At 36.9% G+C, this 20,781-nt stretch carries 22 protein-coding genes; 14 read left to right on the forward strand and 8 right to left on the reverse strand.

Translation table 11 applies throughout. From position 1 onward, the window contains the following. The first annotated feature begins 152 nt into the window (after positions 1-152). The 6 genes from BUC06_RS06405 to BUC06_RS06430 all read left to right on the forward strand — a co-directional run bounded on the left by BUC06_RS06405 (position 153) and on the right by BUC06_RS06430 (position 5,724). Positions 153-359 carry a helix-turn-helix domain-containing protein gene (locus tag BUC06_RS06405; RefSeq protein WP_073331339.1) on the forward strand — a complete coding sequence of 69 codons (207 nt, stop codon included), beginning with the start codon at positions 153-155 and terminating at the stop codon, positions 357-359. 60 nt (positions 360-419) lie between these two features. Then, positions 420-830 carry a DUF6157 family protein gene (locus BUC06_RS06410; protein WP_073331342.1) on the forward strand — a complete coding sequence of 137 codons (411 nt, stop codon included), beginning with the start codon at positions 420-422 and terminating at the stop codon, positions 828-830. A gap of 95 nt (positions 831-925) precedes the next feature. Further along, on the forward strand, positions 926-1,318 hold the full coding sequence (locus tag BUC06_RS06415) for an acyl-CoA thioesterase (RefSeq protein ID WP_073331345.1): 393 nt from the start codon (positions 926-928) through the stop codon (positions 1,316-1,318). Further along, entirely contained in the window at positions 1,315-1,875 is a 561-nt protein-coding gene (locus BUC06_RS06420; RefSeq protein ID WP_073331348.1) for a helix-turn-helix domain-containing protein, read from the forward strand. Before BUC06_RS06415 ends, BUC06_RS06420 begins: the two co-directional genes overlap by 4 nt. A 259-nt stretch (positions 1,876-2,134) precedes the next feature. Next, on the forward strand, positions 2,135-4,990 hold the full coding sequence (locus BUC06_RS06425; protein ID WP_073331351.1) for a heavy metal translocating P-type ATPase: 2,856 nt from the start codon (positions 2,135-2,137) through the stop codon (positions 4,988-4,990). 5 nt (positions 4,991-4,995) lie between these two features. Then, positions 4,996-5,724, forward strand: a complete 729-nt coding sequence (locus BUC06_RS06430) for a DUF72 domain-containing protein (RefSeq protein ID WP_073331354.1) — start codon at positions 4,996-4,998, stop codon at positions 5,722-5,724. Positions 5,725-5,728: 4 nt separating this feature from the next. Here BUC06_RS06430 and BUC06_RS06435 read toward each other — a convergent pair whose 3' ends face one another. Next, positions 5,729-6,553: a hypothetical protein gene (locus tag BUC06_RS06435; protein ID WP_083564003.1), complete on the reverse strand. Its 825-nt coding sequence runs from the start codon at positions 6,551-6,553 to the stop codon at positions 5,729-5,731. A gap of 266 nt (positions 6,554-6,819) precedes the next feature. Between BUC06_RS06435 and BUC06_RS06440 the strand changes: the two genes are divergently transcribed. The 5 genes from BUC06_RS06440 (at position 6,820) to BUC06_RS06460 (ending at position 12,194) form a co-directional block, all read left to right on the forward strand. After that, positions 6,820-7,686, forward strand: coding sequence for a polysaccharide deacetylase family protein (locus BUC06_RS06440; RefSeq protein WP_073331357.1), 867 nt, complete (start codon positions 6,820-6,822; stop codon positions 7,684-7,686). Positions 7,687-7,899: 213 nt separating this feature from the next. Continuing rightward, complete coding sequence (locus tag BUC06_RS06445) at positions 7,900-8,559, forward strand: YggS family pyridoxal phosphate-dependent enzyme (protein WP_073331360.1); 660 nt, start codon at positions 7,900-7,902, stop codon at positions 8,557-8,559. 56 nt (positions 8,560-8,615) lie between these two features. Next, positions 8,616-9,800: a sigma-54-dependent transcriptional regulator gene (locus BUC06_RS06450; protein WP_073331363.1), complete on the forward strand. Its 1,185-nt coding sequence runs from the start codon at positions 8,616-8,618 to the stop codon at positions 9,798-9,800. Positions 9,801-9,905: 105 nt separating this feature from the next. Continuing rightward, positions 9,906-11,267 carry an MATE family efflux transporter gene (locus BUC06_RS06455; protein WP_073331367.1) on the forward strand — a complete coding sequence of 454 codons (1,362 nt, stop codon included), beginning with the start codon at positions 9,906-9,908 and terminating at the stop codon, positions 11,265-11,267. Between the two features lie 99 nt (positions 11,268-11,366). Further along, entirely contained in the window at positions 11,367-12,194 is an 828-nt protein-coding gene (locus tag BUC06_RS06460; RefSeq protein WP_073331370.1) for a GLPGLI family protein, read from the forward strand. Positions 12,195-12,432: 238 nt separating this feature from the next. On the opposite strand, the gene BUC06_RS06465 is transcribed toward BUC06_RS06460, so the two are convergent. Next, positions 12,433-12,933 carry a GNAT family N-acetyltransferase gene (locus BUC06_RS06465; protein WP_073331373.1) on the reverse strand — a complete coding sequence of 167 codons (501 nt, stop codon included), beginning with the start codon at positions 12,931-12,933 and terminating at the stop codon, positions 12,433-12,435. 287 nt (positions 12,934-13,220) lie between these two features. After that, entirely contained in the window at positions 13,221-13,787 is a 567-nt protein-coding gene (locus tag BUC06_RS06470; RefSeq protein ID WP_073331376.1) for a Crp/Fnr family transcriptional regulator, read from the reverse strand. A gap of 77 nt (positions 13,788-13,864) precedes the next feature. Between BUC06_RS06470 and BUC06_RS06475 the strand changes: the two genes are divergently transcribed. After that, positions 13,865-14,554 carry an HAD family hydrolase gene (locus BUC06_RS06475; RefSeq protein WP_073331379.1) on the forward strand — a complete coding sequence of 230 codons (690 nt, stop codon included), beginning with the start codon at positions 13,865-13,867 and terminating at the stop codon, positions 14,552-14,554. A gap of 37 nt (positions 14,555-14,591) precedes the next feature. Here the strand turns inward: BUC06_RS06475 and BUC06_RS06480 are convergent, their stop codons facing one another. From BUC06_RS06480 to BUC06_RS06490, 3 genes are all read right to left on the reverse strand, one after another. Beyond that, positions 14,592-15,014 carry a hypothetical protein gene (locus tag BUC06_RS06480; RefSeq protein ID WP_073331382.1) on the reverse strand — a complete coding sequence of 141 codons (423 nt, stop codon included), beginning with the start codon at positions 15,012-15,014 and terminating at the stop codon, positions 14,592-14,594. A 52-nt stretch (positions 15,015-15,066) separates the two neighbouring features. Further along, positions 15,067-15,780, reverse strand: a complete 714-nt coding sequence (locus BUC06_RS06485) for a hypothetical protein (RefSeq protein ID WP_073331385.1) — start codon at positions 15,778-15,780, stop codon at positions 15,067-15,069. A 65-nt stretch (positions 15,781-15,845) separates the two neighbouring features. Beyond that, entirely contained in the window at positions 15,846-18,248 is a 2,403-nt protein-coding gene (locus BUC06_RS06490; protein WP_073331388.1) for an alpha/beta hydrolase family protein, read from the reverse strand. Positions 18,249-18,376: 128 nt separating this feature from the next. On the opposite strand from BUC06_RS06490, the gene BUC06_RS23745 reads away from it, so the two are divergent. After that, positions 18,377-18,538, forward strand: a complete 162-nt coding sequence (locus BUC06_RS23745; RefSeq protein ID WP_164466248.1) for a bacteriocin-like protein — start codon at positions 18,377-18,379, stop codon at positions 18,536-18,538. 60 nt (positions 18,539-18,598) lie between these two features. Here BUC06_RS23745 and BUC06_RS06495 read toward each other — a convergent pair whose 3' ends face one another. Next, the gene (locus tag BUC06_RS06495; RefSeq protein WP_073331391.1) at positions 18,599-19,027 is read right to left on the reverse strand and encodes a DoxX family protein; all 429 of its coding nucleotides are present in this window, start codon (positions 19,025-19,027) and stop codon (positions 18,599-18,601) included. Positions 19,028-19,094: 67 nt separating this feature from the next. After that, the gene (gene era / locus BUC06_RS06500; protein ID WP_073331394.1) at positions 19,095-19,970 is read right to left on the reverse strand and encodes a GTPase Era; all 876 of its coding nucleotides are present in this window, start codon (positions 19,968-19,970) and stop codon (positions 19,095-19,097) included. A 225-nt stretch (positions 19,971-20,195) separates the two neighbouring features. Here era and BUC06_RS06505 point away from each other — a divergent pair, with 225 nt between their 5' ends. Continuing rightward, positions 20,196-20,759: a Crp/Fnr family transcriptional regulator gene (locus BUC06_RS06505; protein ID WP_073331397.1), complete on the forward strand. Its 564-nt coding sequence runs from the start codon at positions 20,196-20,198 to the stop codon at positions 20,757-20,759. Positions 20,760-20,781 lie beyond the last annotated feature (22 nt).

A 20,781-nucleotide genomic window follows, 5' to 3' on the forward strand; every position in this document is an offset into this window, starting at 1 on the left:
AGATGTCAGAGTCATATATTATCGATTAACAATAAATAAATATTGTTTATTATAAAATTTTTACTGAAATTCGCTTAAAGTTAAAATTAGTTAACATAAAAAATCACCCAAATAAGCCTGCACAGAGGCGACAAAAAGACAACTATAACACTATGCCTATTATAATAAACCTTGACGTGATGATGGCCAAAAGGAAAATGTCTTTGAACGAGCTCTCAGAAAAGATAAATTTGACATTATCCAATGTATCCAACCTGAAAACGGGGAAAGCAAAAGCGATCCGGTTCAGTACGCTTGATGCCCTGTGCAAAGCACTGGAATGTCAGCCCGGAGATATTCTGGAGTATCGCGAATCATAGGACATGAAAAATTCACTGATTATCTTTAAATGTTCAATATTCTTCACGTAATATATATATATGATACACACCACCAATTACATCAACACTTTTATTGAGATTGCCGATGACTGCACCATTTCACATGCAAAGACGCCACCTGAAAAGAAAACAAAAACACTGGCAAGTCTTCAGTATGAGCAGATTAAAAAAAATCCTTATCTCTATCCTTCCGATGACATTATATTTGAATGTTATGCGATCAAAAATAATATTTCTGAAAGTGAAAAGCAGCAGGAAAAAATACAGTTTTTTTCTAAAGGACAACCCTGCCTCCGATCGTCTCCTTTAGCCAAACGCTACAGATTTGAGATCCATCATAATAAGGAAGGAAAAGTGGCTATTTTCGCGGTTGACAGCAAAGAATACCAAAACTTTTTAAGTGATGACACGATAAAAAAGGTAAAAGCGATGCGCTCCAAGAAAAAGTGATTGAGAAAATGAATCATTTCCTTCAGATCAGTAAATACCGTTTCCTTGATAAACCCAGTTTTTAACACTAAATTTGTGAAACAAATTATTAAAACATGAACTACCATACGAGAAAATGGGTAAAGCCCGAAGATCTGAATCCTAACCACTCTCTTTTTGGAGGAAGACTTTTACAGTGGATCGATGAGGAGGCAGCTCTTTATGCCATCATTCAGCTTGAAAACACAAAAGTGGTGACGAAATTTATTTCTGAAATTAATTTTGTAAGCTCAGCCAAACAGGGTGATATTATAGAAATAGGGATTGAGGCATCACATTTCGGATCATCATCCATTACCTTGAAATGCAATGTACGAAACAAGATGACTCACCAGACCATTATCACCGTTGATAAAATTGTAATGGTCAATCTGGACAGTGAAGGAAATCCTGCACCACACGGAAAAACACAAATTGAATTTGTAAAAGACAGACTGAACCAACCATGAAAATTTTTGTAAAAAACATGGTGTGTAACCGCTGCATTTCCGCAGTGGAAAAAATATTCAATGAGGTGGGTGTAATGATACATTCTGTCTCTTTGGGCGAAGTAGTAACTGAAACTGATGTTCCGGCTGAAAAAATGCTGGCGATAGAAAAAAAATTTCGAGAAACAGGCTTTGAAAGAATTATGGATTCTACCCATCAGCTTGTTGACAAGATTAAAAATAAGATCATCATTAAGATCAGTGAACTCGATATTGATGAAAATTTTCTTCTTTCTGAGTTTTTAAGTTCAGAGATTCACAAAGACTACAGTTCTCTTTCCAAAACCTTTTCTCAAAACGAAAATATTACACTGGAACAGTTTTTTATCCTGCATAAAATTGAAAAGGTAAAAGAACTGCTGCTTTATAATGAATTCACCCTTACGGAAATTGCTGGAAAGCTTGGCTATAAAAGCGTTCAGCACCTCTCATCCCAATTCAGGAATATTACCGGATTTACTCCCACAGAATTCAAGAAACTGAAAGACCATCAAAGGAAGACACTGGATAGCTTATGAGTTGGAGAGTTTGAGTATGGAGGGGCTTGAGTATAAACGCGTGCTAAACTATTCAAATATGTTAATAGGATAATCAAAAATCCCCATTCTTAAAATCTTCACCTTATACACCCACTTCTACTCTACAACTCTCCAATCCTCTCATACTCCTACCAAAAAAACTCTAACACCTACATCCCAAATTCTGTAACTATTATCCCTAAATTTATAACAGCCTTTCCAATTGATTTTGGACATTTGCAGTATAAATTCAAGGATCATGCAAAGACAATACAATATACTCGGAATGACCTGCTCCGGATGTCAGAAGAAAATTTCTGAAAAACTCAACAGCGTTGAGGGAGTTACAGCCGATGTCAATCTGGAAAACAATACAGCAACCATCACTTCCGATCAGGAAATTGAACTTTCGGTTTTAAATAATGCATTGGGAGAGAAATATAAACTGGAAGACCCTAAAAAACCTGATACTGCATTTGTAAAACCTCAGGACAGAGTTTCCCCTTCTTCAGTCTATTATTGCCCGATGGAATGTGAAGGAGACAAAGTCTATTTCAAACAGGGTGAAAGATGTCCGGACTGTAATATGTATCTTGTTCCTATTGAGGAAAAGCATGCTAAAGATCCCAATCACAAACCCACCTACTCCGCTTCCAATCTTCCTTCAAATTTCAAAGACAGTGTAGGAAAACACTACTGTCCGATGTTCTGTGAAGGAGATAAAGTCTATGATGAAAAAGGTGACTGCCCTGTTTGCCATATGCACCTGGAAGAAATTACAGAAGATCTTGCCAAAAATGCACCTTCTCACAATCATCAGCATTCTCATTCCCCTACTCATGACCACAGCCATCATGAAGCTCCGAAAGTGACCGATGATATGGCTGGAAAATATTACTGCCCGATGTACTGCGAAGGAGATAAAACCTACGACTCTAATGTAGGATGTCCTGTATGCGGAATGGATCTGGTAAAATACCCCGAAAAGAAAACGGCAAAATATACCTGCCCGATGCATCCGGAAGTTATTCGTGATGAGCCCGGAGACTGCCCGATATGCGGAATGGATCTGGTAAGAATGCCAGATAGTAACGAGGATGAAGAAGATGAAACCTATCACATTCTGAAAAAGAAATTCTTTATTTCCCTTGCCTTCACGATTCCGGTTTTTATTCTTTCAATGGGTGGGATGATGATTAATTTCCCTTTTTCTCACAAAATACAGGGATTTATTGAACTCGCACTTACTCTTCCGGTGCTGTTTTATTCCGGGTGGTTCCTGCTCAAAAGAGGCTGGGTTTCGTTCAAAACATGGAATTTAAATATGTTCAGTCTGATTGCTTTAGGCGTTGCAGCTGCTTTTATTTTCAGCATTGTAGCTTTGGCTTTTCCAGATATCATTCCTCACGAAATCAGAGGTCACAATCACGAGATTCCATTGTATTTTGAAGCGGTCTGTGTGATTTTGACGCTTGTCATCTTAGGACAACTGATGGAAGCTGCTGCTCATAAAAAAACGGGAAATGCCATCAAGGAACTGATGAATCTTTCTCCTGATGAAGCTAATCTCATCGTGAATGGAGAAGAAAAAAGAGTCTTGCTTTCTCAGGTGAAAATCGGAGATCTGCTGAAAGTAAAACCAGGCGAAAAAATCCCTGTTGACGGAAAGATCACCGAAGGAACTTCTTTGGTGGATGAAAGTATGATCACAGGAGAACCCGTACCAGTAGAGAAAAGTATTGATGACAAGGTTTCTTCAGGAACGATCAACGGGAATAAAGTTTTCATCATGAAAGCTGAAAAAGTAGGTGATGAAACTCTTCTTTCACAGATCATTAAAATGGTAAATGAAGCCAGCCGAAGCAGAGCACCAATACAGAAACTGACGGACAAGGTGGCCAAAGTATTTGTTCCGGTGGTGATTCTTATTGCTGTTCTTACTTTTGTTTTATGGCAGTTTTTCGGACCGGAAGGAAAAAGAAGTCTATTTGCTTTCGTAAATGCAGTTGCCGTCTTAATTGTTGCCTGTCCATGTGCATTGGGTCTTGCTACTCCAATGTCTCTGATGGTAGGAATCGGGAAAGGGGCTAAAAGTGGTATTCTGATCAAAAATGCAGAAGCACTGGAACAAATGCATAAAGTGAACGTTCTGATCACGGACAAAACAGGAACTTTAACGGAAGGAAAACCCTCTGTAGAATACATTGAAACTTCAGGAATCGGAGATAAAAACGAAATTTTAAAACTTGCTTTTTCCCTTAATCAAAACTCGGAACATCCGCTATCCAATGCGGTGATCAAAAAAGCGAAGGAAAAGAATTTAACGGTAGAAAAAGTGAATGAATTTGAAAATATTTCTGGAAAAGGAGTTCAGGGAAATATCAATGGAAAAATAGTTTACTTGGGGAACGAAAGCCTTCTAGCCTCCAACAACCTATCTGTTCCACAGGCGTTAAAAGATAAAGCTATTGAGGTACAATCCAAGGCCCATACCATCTCTTATGTAGCACAGGATAAGACCGTATTAGGTTTCATCAGTTTTACAGATAAAATTAAAAACACTTCCAAAAAAGCGGTTCAACGTCTGATGAGTGAAGGAATTGAGGTGATCATGATGACCGGAGACAATGAACATACGGCAAAAGCAGTTGCTGATGAATTGGGAATCAAACATTATAAAGCAGGCTGCCTTCCGGAAGATAAATTGAACGAGGTTAAAAAACTTCAGCAACAAGGAAAGATTGTCGCGATGACGGGAGACGGCATCAATGACTCCCCTGCCCTCGCCCAGTCTAATGTGGGAATTGCAATGGGAACCGGAACTGATGTCGCGATGGAAAGTGCTGAAATTACTTTATTAAAAGGTGATATTTTAGGCGTGGCAAAAGCCAAATTACTGAGCGAAAAACTGCTTAAGAACATCAAAGAAAACCTTTTTTTTGCATTTATCTATAATGTTTTGGGTATTCCGGTAGCGGCAGGATTATTGTATCCTTTCTTTGGAATATTATTATCACCCATGATCGCAGCCGCTGCAATGAGCGTCAGTTCACTGTCTGTCATTCTGAATTCATTGCGCTTAAACTCTGTAGATCTGGATGCAGACATAAAATAAAAATCATGAAAAAAGGAAGTCTTTACATTGGATGTTCGGGATTTTATAATAACGACTGGAAAGGGTCACTATATCCTGAAAATGCCCAAAGTAAAGACTTTCTTGCCTTATATTCCCTAGCTTTCAATACAGTCGAGATCAATTCTACCTTTTACAGAAAACCTACCGCCAAAACGCTTTTAAAATGGCATGATGAAACGCCTGACGATTTTAAATTCTTCATTAAAATTCCGAAAGCCATTTCCCATGAAAAACGTCTGAAAGAATCTAAAAAAGACATTTCAGAATTCTGTACGCATATCCAAACCCATTTAAAAGAAAAGCTTGCCGGGTTCCTGTATCAGTTTCCACCATCTTTCAAAAAATCACAGGAAAATATAGATCTGATTTTGGCCAACCTCAATTTTATTTATCCCAACGTCATTGAATTTCGTCATGAATCCTGGTGGACAGAGGAAGTTTTCAGTCTTTTAAAAGAAAACAACATTGTGTTTTCAGGAGTAAGCTTTCCGGGAAATCTTCCTGAGGATGTGATCATCAATCATCCTGATATTTTGTACTTCAGGCTCCATGGAAAACCTGTTCTTTATAAATCTGAGTACAGTTCAGAGTTTATAGATACTCTAGCGGAAAAAATCAAACATTCAGAAAGAAAAGCCTTTATATTTTTCAATAATACTTGGGGAACTGCTGCGATTAAAAATGCACTGTATCTCAAGAAAATTTTAGATTAAGGATTTACTTCTCTACTAAAACATCCACATTTATAGAAGGTTCTCCTGCCGAGAACTTTTTCCATTCTCCAAAATAATTTCTGTAATAGGTGTTTTTAGAAAACGCAAAAATATTTCCTCCTAAAAAAAGTTTCCCTTTAAAATCTTCAGAAGCCCTCACGGAAACAAAGAAATCCCCATTCAGCCAGATACTTTTATCATTCACATCAAGAGAGATCGTATTATCCCGGATATCTTCTTTTGCTATCGTAAGTTTCAGGGTTTCATTCACAACCGATTCTCCCGGAAAATCGCCTGCAGATTGCTGAATATCAAAAATCAGAGTAACAGGCTTCTCAATGGCGAAAAAGGAAAGATTAAGATTGATCTTTTTTAATTTTACTTTCCTGCTGTTTTTAATCTTAATTGCGTATTCCCTGAATATTTTCTTCAGATCTTCAGAATCATATCCACAATACCCTCTTTTTGAATTTGTGGTTCCAAAGTTTTTTGAAACATATTTCTTTGGAATAATATTTACATTTTGAATTTCAATCAGTTTTTTATTGAGTGAAATATCATATTGATGTAATGCTTCAAAATCTGCAACCTTCATCTGAAATGACTCATATCCGTTTACATCTACTTTCAATATCCTGTTTTTATCTAATCCCGTAATATCAATGAGATACTTCCCTTCCTTATCTGTTATATTACCAATGTCTTCATTCTCGATTCCAATTCTCGCATCCGCAACAGGCAGATGTTTTTCAGAGAAAATGGTTCCGGAAATCCGTTGTCCTGATAAATTGGCGGCAGTGAGAAGAATAAATAGATATTTAAGATTCATCAAATTAAAATAATTCCCGAATATAGGAAGAATAAGGAAATTTCAATACAAATAAGAAAAGTAAAAAGATTCCACATGAATAAATGTTAAAATTAAAGAATACGAAAACATAATCTACAGACCTTCATTCTATTCAAAATATACTTTAAAATAAAGTCCTTAAAATAAAATTAAAAAGTAAAAATTTAACAAATCATGGCATATAATTTGTTAACATTTTAGCAATATTTTAACGATTTTTAACTCTTTAAATCTCCATTATCTTTATGAAAAAAAAATTTGGGGGGAAGTCAAGAAACATGACTTTTCTTGGGATGACTGCATTGATGAGTGCGGCCTCAATTGTATTCAACAGCTGTAATGGCAAAACCGATGTGAAAGAATTTGAAAAAATAACCTCACAGGAACATCCCACCACACAAATGGTCCCCAAAATAGATGATGAGAGCGTAGAAACCGATAAAAGAATTATCTATCTTACTTTTGACGACGGCCCTAATCAGGGAACTGAAAATCTTCTTAAAATTTTAAACAAAAGAAACGTTTGCGCCACGGCATTTCTGGTAGGAAAACACGCCTATGGAAGCAAAAGACAGAAAGATGATCTGGAACTTTTAAAAAGCAACCCACTGATCGAACTGGCCAATCATAGTTTTACGCATGCACATAATAAATACACAGATTTCTATAAAAGTGCTGATGCCGTAGTCCGTGATTTTGATATTGCCAAAGACAGCCTTAAACTTTATGACAAGATCGCAAGAACTCCGGGCAGAAATATCTGGAGACTGAATAATATTAACGTCACCGACATTAAAAGTTCCACCGACGCAGCCAATGGTCTTAAAAAAGCAGGCTATAAAGTCATCGGATGGGATCTAGAATGGAGACCTTCGCAAAAAATGACCCTGAAAGGCAGCCACGAAGCCATGATTAAAAAGGTAGACAGTATTTTTCTGAATGATCTTGAAAAGACCTCGAGACACCTTGTTTTCCTTACCCATGACCAATATCTGAGAGATGCAGATTCTATCAATGAGCTGGACATGTTTATTGAAAAACTGCAGAAAAGCAACAAGTTTGTGTTCAGAAAGATTTCTCAGTATCCGAAGATTAATGATATTCTGAATTAATGTAACAATGTAATAATCTAACAGTGTAACAATGGTATCAGTGTAACAATCTATCAGTTTAAAAATCTAAAAGTGTAATAATTTAACAATTTAATGAGGCAGGGAATAAATTATATTGCGGATACACTGGCAACAAACATACACAAGCAACCATCAACAAGAATTTTACAGATTCATTAGTTTTTTACTTTTATAATTCAGAAATTTGCATTTATGGATCTTAAAGAAAATTATACAGCGATAAAAAATCAGCTTCCATCAGGCGTTCAGCTGGTGGCCGTTTCAAAAACACATCCGGTTGAAGCTGTTCAGGAAGTTTATGATCTGGGGCAAAAAGTCTTTGGTGAAAACAAAGTTCAGGAGCTTATGGAAAAATACCCTCTCCTGCCCAAAGATATAGAATGGCACCTGATCGGGCATTTACAAACGAATAAGGTTAAATATATCGCGCCGTTTATTGATACCATCCAAAGTGTAGACTCTGAAAAACTTCTTGCAGAGATCAGTAAAGAAGCGGGCAAGAACAGCAGAACGATCAAAGTACTGCTTCAGGTCAAAATTGCTGCGGAGGAAAGTAAATTCGGGCTTGAGATTGATGAGGCAAAACTGTTATTCCAAAAATACATTGACGGTGGATTTCCGAATATTGAAATTACCGGACTGATGGGAATGGCTACTTTTACGGAGGATGAAGAGCAGGTAAGAGGAGAATTTTCCTTTTTGAAAGGGCTTTTTGATGAATTGACTCAATTAAAAACACTGGAAACTTTATCGATGGGAATGAGTGATGATTTCCCCGCTGCCATTGAATGTGGTGCCAATTCCGTAAGGGTTGGATCTGCTATTTTCGGCAGAAGAGATTACTCAAAATAGTATATTTAGGTATAGTTTTTGCTAATAATTGAATCAAAAAATCTAAATTTGCAACTATGCAAAAAATCCTTATTGTAGAAGACGAAAAAGCAATCTCGGGAGTATTACACAGTATCCTTTCTGATGAACTTACCGAATACGAATTTGTTATCGCTGAAGATGGCCTTGAAGGCTACAAACAGATAGAAAAAGAAGATTTCGCATTGGTGATCTCTGATATCAAGATGCCTAAGCTTTCAGGAACAGAGCTTTTAAAGCAAAGCATGATGTTGAAACCTGAAAGCACATTTATTATGATCTCAGGTCACGCGGATATTGATTCTGCTGTTTCCTGTTTAAAGGAAGGTGCATACGACTTTATTTCCAAACCTATCGACATCAACAGACTGATCACCAGTGTAAAAAATGCTTTAGCCAAAGAAAGTCTGAAAAAGGAAAATAAAAATCTTCAAACTGAAAATAAGACCTTAAAAAGAAAGGTCAACAAAAAATACCAGATGATCGGTGATTCTCCTGCTTTGAAAAAAATTCAGGATATGATCGAAAAAGTAGCCGTTTCCGACGCCCGGGTTTTAATTACAGGACCGAACGGGGCGGGAAAAGAATTGGTAGCTCATGCAATTCACAACCAAAGTGAGCGCGCAAGAGGTCCGATGATTGAGGTGAACTGTGCGGCTATTCCGTCTGAACTTATTGAATCTGAACTTTTCGGACACGTAAAGGGTTCTTTCACCGGAGCGATCAAGGATAAGCAGGGGAAATTTGAGCAGGCTACCGGAGGTACTATCTTTTTGGATGAGATCGGAGATATGAGTCTTATTGCTCAGGCTAAAGTCTTGAGAGCGTTGCAGGAAAGCAAAGTTTCTCCTGTGGGAAGTGATAAAGAAATAAAAGTTGATGTAAGAGTAATTGCAGCAACCAATAAAAACATGCAGAAGGAGATTGAGGAAGGAAAATTCAGGGAAGACCTTTACCACAGGCTTTCTGTGATTGAAATCTATGTTCCGCCATTGGATGACAGAAAAGATGACATCAAATTATTAGTGGATCATTTTTCCGGTATGATTGCCGATGAGCACGGTACTGCTGTGAAAAAATTTGATGATAAAGCGATTGATGCGCTTAAAGTTCTTTCATGGACTGGAAATATCAGAGAACTGAGAAACGTGGTGGAAAGATTAATTATTCTTGGCGGAAATACTGTTTCCGAGGAGGATGTTGCAAGTTTTGTAAGGAAATAATTTAATTGAACATTAAATATATGATAACAATTTGCAGTAGCCTTACTGCAAATTTTTTTTTGCTCTATTTTTAAATATTAAACTCTATATGAATCATAAACGATTATGAACTTTTTAAACAAAAACTATACGAAAGAATGCCTGACGCTGGCTCTTCCTGTAATGCTTACGCAGGTTGGGCAGGTCTCGGTGAATCTCTTCGACAATATTATTGTCGGAAAACTTTTAGGTGCGGATGCTCTTGCTTCCGTCTCATTGGGAAATGCAGTATTTTTCTCAGTGTTTGTATTGGCGCTGGGATTTTCATTTGCGATTCCACCGCTGGTTTCTGAAGCTCACTCCAAGCAGGATCACGGAACGATCAATTCTGTTTTCAGCCATGGATTTGTCATCAATATGTCTGTAGGTATTATTTTAATGGCGCTCTTGCTTTTAGGGATGCCTCTGCTCTATCATTCCGGACAGCCGGCGAAAATCATTCCCAATACGGTAGATTTTCTGGGTATTATGGCCATCAGTATGATTCCGTTTATGGCTTTTCAGACGCTTCGTGAGGTTTCTGAAGGTCTTTCCTATACTATAGGCGTTACCAAAGCTACAATCATTGCGAATATTATCAATATTGTCCTGAACTATGTTCTGATCAAAGGAATCTGGATCTTCCCTGAGATGGGCGTAAAAGGATCTGCTTTAGCCACACTGATCTCCAGAATATTCATGGTCGTATTCCTGTATGTTGTATTGGTAAAAGAGAAAAAAACAAGAAGATATATTAAAGACTTTTCTTTAAAAATCCAGGTGTTTTCCAGAAATATGTTCGATAAAATGGTGAAACTCGGACTGCCTACCGCTTTACAGATGTTCTTTGAAGTAACGGCTTTCGCTGGAGCAGCATTTATTTGTGGGCTGATCTCTGCTCATGATATTGCGTCTCACCAGATTGCCCTGAGTATGGCTTCATTTACCTTCAACCTGTGTGTAGGATTCAGTGTGGCTTCAACGGTGATGATCGGAAGAAAGCTGGGTGAACAGAACTTTGTTGAACTAAGAAAAGTGGGAATTAATAATCTGAAAATAGCTTTTATTTTCATGTGTATCTGTGGATTGGTCTTTATTCTGGGAAGAAATATACTCCCGACTTTCTTTACTAAAAAAGAGGAGGTTGAAGTGATTATGCTGGCTTCAAAATTAATGATCATTGCTGCTTTATTCCAGCTTTCAGATGGGGTTCAGGTAACGGCTTTAGGAATGCTGAGAGGTCTTCAGGATGTAAAAATACCATCCATCTATACCTTTATCGCTTATTGGGTGATTACCATTCCTTTAGGGTATTTCCTGTGTGTCACTATGGAAATGGGCGCTCTCGGAATGTGGATTGCTCTGGGATTAGGACTTACCATCTCTGCGGTTTTCCTGGTGAAACGATTTTTAAATATGTCTGCGAAAAGAATTACGCAGAAACCTTAATTAAATAATAAAAATTTGGCAAAAAACTGCGCGAAGTCTTCGACTTCGCGCAGTTTTTTTTTATTTTTGGTCCCGCTATCAACAGAATCAATAAAAAACATGAAAAAAATTATATGCCTGCTCGCTTTGTATGCAGGTTCATTTTATCAATCTCAGACCAACCAATTTGTTTATGAACTTCAGTACCGGAAAGATGCTTCGGATGAATACAGAAAAGATCTTATGAATCTTGACATCAGCCCAAAATCTATAAAGTTTTATGATAGAAAATTTGCGGAATATGATTCTATCAATAAAAGCGCAAACAGATCTGTTTCCAGATACAGTACAAAAACAGATCAAGTTATTGAAAGAGCACCCAATTCATTTAAAAATAAATGGTACAGAGATTTTTTTGAGTATTTTGTAGTGAATACCAATGACGAAATGACATGGAAACTACTTCAGGAAACGCAGCAATACAATGGTTATAAGCTTCAGAAAGCGACTACCGATTTCGGAGGAAGAACATGGAATGCATGGTTTTGTAATGACGTGAATATTAAAGAAGGTCCGTATAAATTCAGAGGACTTCCAGGTCTGATCTTTATTCTGGAAGACACGGATAAAAATTTCATCTATAAACTGATCAGCAATAAAAAGCTGGACACAGAATATGATACCAGAGAATTCGTAGAAACTCATTATGGAAAGTCTGCTATTCCTATTTCCAATGAGAAATTCAACAAGTATATAGAAGAATTTTACGAAAACCCGACAAGGACGTTAGCAGAAAGCATAAAAAACGGCCAGAAAACCTCTTTTAAGAACGAAAGTATAGAATCTGTTGAAGAACTTAATAAAAAGAAATCAATGCTCCAAAACGGCATAAAAAGTCGTTATATCTACATTGAAAAGGATAAGGAGCCTTCTTTTAAAAGTAATTAATACCGAAAGCAGAACTGCAGGACAGTTTTTATTAATTTTTCGCTCCCCTAATAAACTATCCCGAGGCAAAGTATCCGGGAAATATCCTTATCAAGATTTAAAATCTTGACAAGGATAAAAGTAGTTACGAACCTTCCTCTTCGAGCGATCTAATGTTAAAATGTAAATTATCCAGAATAGATCTATTCCTTACAAATTCGGCGAAGTCTTCGACTTCGCCGAATTTAATTTATATCAATTACCCAACTCTTTTCCCTAAAATACTCAAACTCCTTTCTATTCCATCCAGAACCGCTACATCAGGCAAAACTCCCCATTCTTCAAATCCGAAATTCCTGAAAAGTTTTAGGCTGGCTTCATTATGAGAAAAGATAAATCCGAGAAGCGTTTTAATTCCTAAGCCGGATGCACGATCGATACAGTATTCCATTACTTTCTTTCCATATCCTTTTCCTCTGCAGGATTCATCCAGATAGATACTCATTTCAACCGTTCCATTGTACGCAGGTCTTCCATAAAATGAAGAAAAACTTACCCATCCAATAGTTTCATGATCATTTTCAATGATCCAAAGTGGTCTTGTTTCAGGATTGTGTTCTCCAAACCATTCTTTTCTGCTTTCTACAGAGACATTTTCTGTATCTGCGGTTACCATTCTTGATGGGATAGTAGAATTGTAGATCTCAACTATCTTTTCTAAATCTTTCAGATCAGCGTTTCTGAATTGTAAGTCTTGCATTTTTATTAGCTCGGTTTTATTTTGTGCAAAAATAAGAAGTAAAAAACTTTTAAGTATAGAGATTTAATCAATAATTGCAATTATTGTCGGGATGGAAGCTGGAAGAGGAAGGATGGAAGTTACTATTCGGGTTTTATATAGCCTTGTCAAGGTTTTGAACCTTGACAAGGCTATTACTCGAAATTTTTACGGTAAAAAGAAGCAGTCCAACTGTTTTTGTTTGAAAATGTAGCAGCTATCTTTTCACATTCAATGACTCCCCTCTTCCATCCTCCATCTTCCCTACTTTATTTCCCCAGATTCTTCAGTGTTCTGTTCAGACTTCTCACCGTAATTCCCAGGTAAGCCGCCATATCTTCTTTTGACATCTGAATATCCTGCTGTACCTGCAGTTCAAGAAGCTGTGTCAAAGTATGTTCTGCGGCATACAACTGCTGATAAGAGGCTCTTCTGGAGGTATTGACAATACGTTCAGCAAAGACCTCCAGCAGATGATTATTCAATGAAAGATCATTTTTGATCAATGATTTGAAATACGGTATAGCCACAGCATAAACCGTGACTTCCGTTACTGCCTCAATACTGCAAAGACAGGAAATACTCCGGATCAGTTCTATTTCTCCGATGATTTCCCCTTTCCCCAGAAACTCAACAATGTATTCTTTATCATTTTCTTCAACAAAAAAACATTTGGTAATGCCTTCTTTAATCAACATTACTTTAGATGGGGTGGCATTCTGGGTTAATATTCTTTCTCCTTTGGAAAATGATCTTATGATGATATCTTCTTTACGTTCCTGCTTTTCGTAAAGATCTTCTAAATAGTTTAAAAACAACTGATTGGTCCGTAACATATCTTATCCGGGACAAATGTCCTTTGGTGATTGAATTTTTATCCTGAATTTTGTCGGGAGAAAAATACAAAAGTAAAATGAATAATCACATAACGACGATCGCCTTTGATGCAGATGATACGCTTTGGATCAACGAGCCCTATTTTCAGGAAGCGGAGAAAGAATTCTGTGTGCTTCTGGAAGATTATCTGCCACAGCATTCTGTATCTCAGGAATTATTTAAAACCGAAATGCAGAACCTACATCTGTACGGTTACGGTGTAAAAGGGTTTATGCTATGTATGATCGAAACGGTGAGCAGGGTTTCAGGCGGTACAGCATCGATGCAGCTGATCAACCGGACTATTGAAATCGGCCAGGAACTTCTTCAGAAACCGATAGAATTGCTTGATGGAGTTACCGAAACCCTGGATGCTTTAAAAGGAAAATACCGACTGGTAGTTGCCACAAAAGGAGATCTGCTGGATCAGGAACGTAAGCTTAAAAACTCAGGATTGCAGGAATATTTTCACCATATAGAAATTATGAGTGATAAGAAAGAAAACGATTATCAAAAGCTGTTGAAACATCTGGATTGTCGACCTGAACACTTCCTGATGCTTGGAAATTCTATCAAATCAGATATTCTGCCTGTACTGGAAATCGGAGGTTTTGCCGCACATATTCCTTACCATGTGACGTGGAGCCATGAACAGCATGAGTCTAATTTGGAGCATGAAAATTTTATGGAACTGAAGAGTATTGATGAAGTGTTGAAGTACTTATAAAAATGCCTGCTCAAATGAGCGGGTTTTGTTTTACTCTTTAGTATAGGTTTTCTACTTCAATATTATTTTTCCATCCTCCGGATTTATACATTGAGATAATAATCATTTTTTCAAATTCAGCTAATGTTCGCGAACCGCCATTTACCGTTGCTCCTTTCCACGGAATCTCGTTGTCCGGAATTACATACTCGATCCTGTATTCACCATAATAGCTAGACTTAAACGCATTGATAACTATATAATAATCTGAATCCTCATGATCGTTATTAAATAAAAGCAATGATGCATGAGAAGTTAATCCATATAAAACAGTTTCCTTAAACATGGTATTGATGGATTCCAGAACTTCCAGCATTGGAGTTCCGCCATCTCCTATTTGATCTTCAGGTTTTGGGATAAGCTCTTTGTAAAACTCTTCCAGTGTTAACTTTTTTTGTTCAGAACGTCTAACTATTGGCATGGTAAAAATTATTGGCGGGAAATTAAAAAATTATAGCATTATTTTCATCAGACTATTGACCGCTAAACTTCAAGTATTTCTTTATCTCTTCAGAATTATACTTTTTTTCGAAGTAAGCCAGTTTATCATGATATTCCGGATGTTTTCTTTTTATGAAAAAATAGGACTCAGTAATCAGTTCTACCAAATTCTGTGGTGAAGACGGATTATCAAGTACTATCCTGTCAAATTTTATTAAAACTGAATCAATTTCCTTCATGGTCCATTTTGATTCCTTAGCATCAAATAGCTGGATGAAATTTGAAAGCTCATGCTCAGTTTTAATACTGGCTTTATGCTTCCTGTAAACCTCTGTCGCTTTTATATTATCTTTTTCCCAAAAAACCATCTTATAAAGTTCATCTGCTAAATGTGAATTTGATCCTACACAACCTTGAATGATACTAATGGGTTCATTATTTTTCAGATAAGAGTCAAACAGTTGATCCAATATTTTAAGCTTTCTATTAAAAACAGAATATGAACCATACGTCTTAGCTACAGGATTTCCATTAAAAGCAATATATTCCACTTCTTTATCTGAGGCCTTTTTATCAATCTCAACAAACAATTTATAGACTTCGCTTTCAGATCCTCCATACCCAATGGCAGCCGATTCAACCCGCTTACTTTTTGATAATTCGTCATACAATTTGTTGATTTCAGGAGATAATTGCCCAAAACAAAAAGCAGGAATAAAAAATAATAGACCGGTTATTTTCATCATGGTTATTATAGAAAAGGAATTAAAAAGCCCGTTCCAATCATGAACGGGCTTTCTATAAAATTATTTTATTTCTTCAGACACTTCTCAAGGAACTGATCCTGTTCCCATAAAAGGTGTAGAATATTTTCTTTAGCTACATAGCCATGGGCTTCTTTTGGAAGAAGAACCATTTTCACAGGAGCTCCCAGGTTTTTCAGAGCCTGGAAATATCTTTCGGTCTGCAAAGTGAAGGTTCCCGGGTTGTTATCGGCATCACCATGAACCAAAAGCATTGGCGTTTTCATTTTGTCCGCATTCATAAATGGAGACATCTTGTTATAGATTTCCGGAATATCCCAGTAATTTCTCTGCTCGCTCTGGAACCCAAATGGAGTCAGCGTTCTGTTGTATGCCCCACTTCTTGCGATACCACATGCGAAAAGATTAGAATGGGTCAATAGATTAGCGGTCATAAAAGCACCATAAGAATGTCCTCCTACAGCTACTTTCTTTTTGTCGATATATCCTAACTGGTCAACTGCATTGATCGCCGCTTCAGCATTTGCTACCAACTGTGGAATAAAAGTATCGTTCGGCTCTGTTTTTCCTTCTCCAATGATCGGGAATGCAGCGTCATCCAGTACCGCATATCCTTTTGTTGTCCAGTATACGAAAGATCCGTAGTATGGGAACGTAAAGTCATTCGGGTTCTGAGTATTTTGTCCTGCTGTATTTTTATCCTTATATTCTGTAGGGTACGCCCAGATCAGTAAAGGAAGTTTTTCTTTTTTAGCTTTCCTGTCGTAGTTGGCAGGCAGATAAAGCGTTCCTGTTAAAGTAACTCCGTCATTTCTTTTATACGTAATTACTTCTTTGTAAACATCTTTAATGCTTTCAAAAGGGTTCGCAAATTGGGTTACGGCTTCTGCTTTATTAGATTTAATATTCTTTTTAAAATAGTTCGGATAAAGGCTTGGAGACTGTTGAGTCGTTAAGATTTCACCTTTCGAAGCATTTAAGATATCAATAATCTCTTCTTTACCATTCTTAACGTTGGAAGTGTAGAGTCTTTTCTTTTTAAGTGACTTTACATCCATTTCGTCGATGAAAGGATGCTGTCCATCTTTTGTAAATCCGTCTCCGATCAGGTAGGTCTTCCCTCCTTTCATATCGATAACATATCTTCCATACTGGTTTTTAGCAGTATTGAAATTCCCCGGATCACTGTATACATCCTGATAATTTCTGTCATCAATCACTTTTGAATCCCCATTATTAAGATCCACCAAATATGATTTTGTATTCCTTGTGTCGTACCAACCTTCAGAAACTACAGCATAATGATCATTGGTCCAGCTTACACCTTCATATCTCTGTTTTGTTTTAAAGAATGACTTTGGAGCGGCCGTAAAAGGAGCTTCCCACGTAAAGATCTCATCTCTGTATTCTGCGGTTTTAGACTGATCTCCTCCATCCAATGCTTCAGCAAACAACAAAGTTGCCGGTGCATCACTTCTCCATCCCATACTTCTTTTTCCTTCTCTTACCGATGAAAATCCTTTCGGCATGATTTCATTCAAAGGAACATCGTTCACTACTTTTACCGCATTTCCTTTCATATCATAAACAGTAGCTGTCAGCGGGAATCTGCTTAACGGAACGATATATGAGAACGGTTTCCTGATCACTGTAGTCATTAAATAATTTCCGTCCGGAGAAAAGCTAAGACCGGAATACATATCCTGATCTTTTACTTTTTTAAGAGTTCCGTTCAGGTCTACATTATAAATTTCAGAAGCGGTAAGAACCTCAAAGTTCTTTTCATCCTGAGGATTTTTTAAAAGATCCTGGTAAGTTCTGTTTTGAGAAACTTTACCGTCAGCTGTAGAAACAATAGGACCCGTTGGAAGGTCTTTGCTGGCGTCAATCAGCGCAGGTCTGTTCTGAGGAAGTTTTCTGATCAACAAGCTTTGTGAATCGTTGTACCATACGTAAGGTGTTCCCAGGTTGGCATTCAGGTTATCTTCAGTAATTTTTTTGGCGGTTGCCGTTTCCATATCCACCAACCAAAGTTCTACTCCCTTGCTGGTTGTATTGGTAAATACCAGTTTCTTTTCGTCCGGTGAAAATGAAATGTAGGTAATTTTAGCATTCGCAGGCAGATTTTTAACCTGTATCTCATTTTTATCATTGATCTTTCTGATCTTCAGATTATTGGAATAAGTGACGCTGCTTGAAATATTAGTAACCGGATTGATTCTTAATCCTGCCAGTTTCATTTCCTGCTGATTAAGATCTTCCAGTGTTTTATATGTAGGACGGTAAGTAAAAACCACCCAGTCTTTTTTGCTGTTCATCAGAACGCTTGGAGGTCTTTCATAATCTGCCAGTTTTAGGATTTCTGCAGATGGCTTCTGATAAGTAATATTCTCCTGTGCATCATAGAAATTGAGAAATGCCAAAAGGCAAATGGTCAGTTTTATCTTCATATAAATTCATTTTCTACGAAAGTAGTGATTTTTGTGATATAACTAAAACAGTTAATTTTAATACCCGTTACTGTGATATAAATTAAAAATTCTATATTCGTATAGATCAAATTAATTCAATATTCATTATGAAAAATTTAAAGAAATTATCCAAGAGAGATCTTAAAACGATCATTGGAGGGCAGGTACCTTCATGTCCTACAGGATACAAGCCATGCGTGGCCGGAGTAGATGAAAACGATATCATTACATGGACCTGTGTTTGGTCTTCGCTGCCTTGTAAACCTTAATAAAAAACAAAAAAGAGCATTAGTTGTCTAATGCTCTTTTTTTATATTTTCTTGACTGATTTACCAGTCTGAAGCTCTTTTTCGCTTTTCTATCATATGATCTACAGATACTTTACCTGCGCCAAAAGCCATCAGGAGAAGATATACTGAAAGATAGATGAGACTCATTTCTCTTTTCTCAAACGGATCTGCTCCGTGAACTACAAAAGCAGCGATGATCATGGTAAAGATCAGAAAACCTAACGAAATCCTGGTAAACAATCCTAAAATAAGAAGTATTGAACATACAAATTCAGCAATAACAGTAAGAACAAGAGATACTAAAGGCCCTAATCCTATAAAGTCAAAAAACTCAATTTTACCGCCCTCCAAAAGCATCTGAAGTTTTGGAAAACCGTGAGAGAGCATAGCAAAACCTATAAATACTCTCACAACGAATAAAATAATATCTTTAGGTACTGAGCTTGAATTTGAATTGAAATAGTTCATTTACTAAAAATTTAAATTAAAGGTAATAAAAATCTTTTAATAGAACGGAATCACGAGCGTTTTTAGTCTATCTGTACCCGAAATTTTTCAAATCTCTGTCGTTTTTACGCCAGTCTTTTTTCACTTTCACAAAAAGGTTCAAGTGAATTTTCTTGGAAAAGAATTTTTCCAGATCGATCCTGGCTTCTGTTCCTACTTTTTTGATGGCATCTCCTTTATGACCAATGATAATTCCTTTCTGGGTATCTCTTTCCACATAAATAATAGAATCGATGAAAATGATCCCTTCTTTTTCTTTAAACTGCTCGGTTACGACCTCTACGGAATAAGGAATTTCTTTCTCATAGTTTAAGAGGATCTTTTCACGGATCGCTTCGTTCACGAAAAATCTTTCAGGCTTATCTGTGTACTGCTCCTTATCATAATAAGCAGGACTCTCCGGCAACAGAGATCTTAATTTGGGCAGAATGATATCTGTATTGAAAGCATTCAAGGCAGAAATAGGAAGGATCTCCGCTTTTGGAATCCTGTTGTGCCATTCTTCTACCAGTTTTTCAAGTCCTTCCTGAGTGGTCTGGTCTACTTTATTCAGTAAAAGTAAAACCGGAACCGGAATCTTGTTCAGTTTATCTATTAAAAATTCTGAAGGTTCAGCTTTATCCGTGACGTCTACGATGAATAAAAATACATCGGCATCCTGTAAAGAATCCTTTACAAAATCCATCATTTTCTCCTGAAGGCCATATTTCGCATCCAATACTCCGGGAGTATCTGAAAATACGATCTGTAGGTCTTCCTCATTATAAATTCCAAAAATTCTGTGGCGGGTTGTCTGTGCCTTCTGCGTTACAATAGCTAGTTTTTCTCCCATTAATTGATTTAATAAGGTAGATTTTCCAGCATTGGGCTTTCCGACTATGTTTACAAATCCAGCTTTATGCATATAAATAGTATTACGAACTGCAAAGTTAGTAAAACAAAACTGGTCTTCAAGGTTTAAGTCTACTTTTAGAAAATAAAAAAGCTTAATTGCTTTAAAAAAATAGAATGCTCCTCTTTAATTCAATCATTGATCTGTCTATTTATCTTCTTACTTTTGAAAATTAAACGAAATACAGTTGTATTGCATCCCATAAAACCAATACTTTTGACCTTATTAATTGACCTTATGGATATAAATCAGATCCTTGACCGTATAGATGTACTTCCTGATGCCTCTAAAGCTTCATTGAAAAAACATATCACGGAAGTATCCCACCCCAAATACTTCTGTCTTATGGAATCGGATAAGATCATTCCCCATATTTATTTTATAAAAAAAGGGATTGTACGGGCTTATGCTTCTACCGCCGATAATGATATTACGTTCTGGTTCGGGAGCGAAGGGGAAACTATTGTTTCCATGAAGAGTTACGTAGAAGATCGGCCAGGCTATGAAAGCATAGAACTTCTGGAAGACTGTGATCTTTACATTCTGGAAACGGAAAGTCTCAGAAAACTCTTCAATGAGGACATCCACATCGCGAACTGGGGAAGAAAATTTGCAGAAAAAGAACTGGTAAAAACAGAAGAGCTTATTATTTCAAGGCAGTTTAAAACATCTTTGGAACGATATAAAGATCTGATGACCAATAAATCAGATCTGCTAAAAAGGGTTCAGCTGGGTCATATTGCTTCTTATCTGGGCATTACACAGGTAAGTTTGAGCAGGATCAGGGCAGAGATAAAATAAGAAGGCTGGAAGCTTCTAATGG

This window comes from Chryseobacterium carnipullorum (assembly GCF_900142785.1).
Classification (GTDB): domain Bacteria; phylum Bacteroidota; class Bacteroidia; order Flavobacteriales; family Weeksellaceae; genus Chryseobacterium; species Chryseobacterium carnipullorum.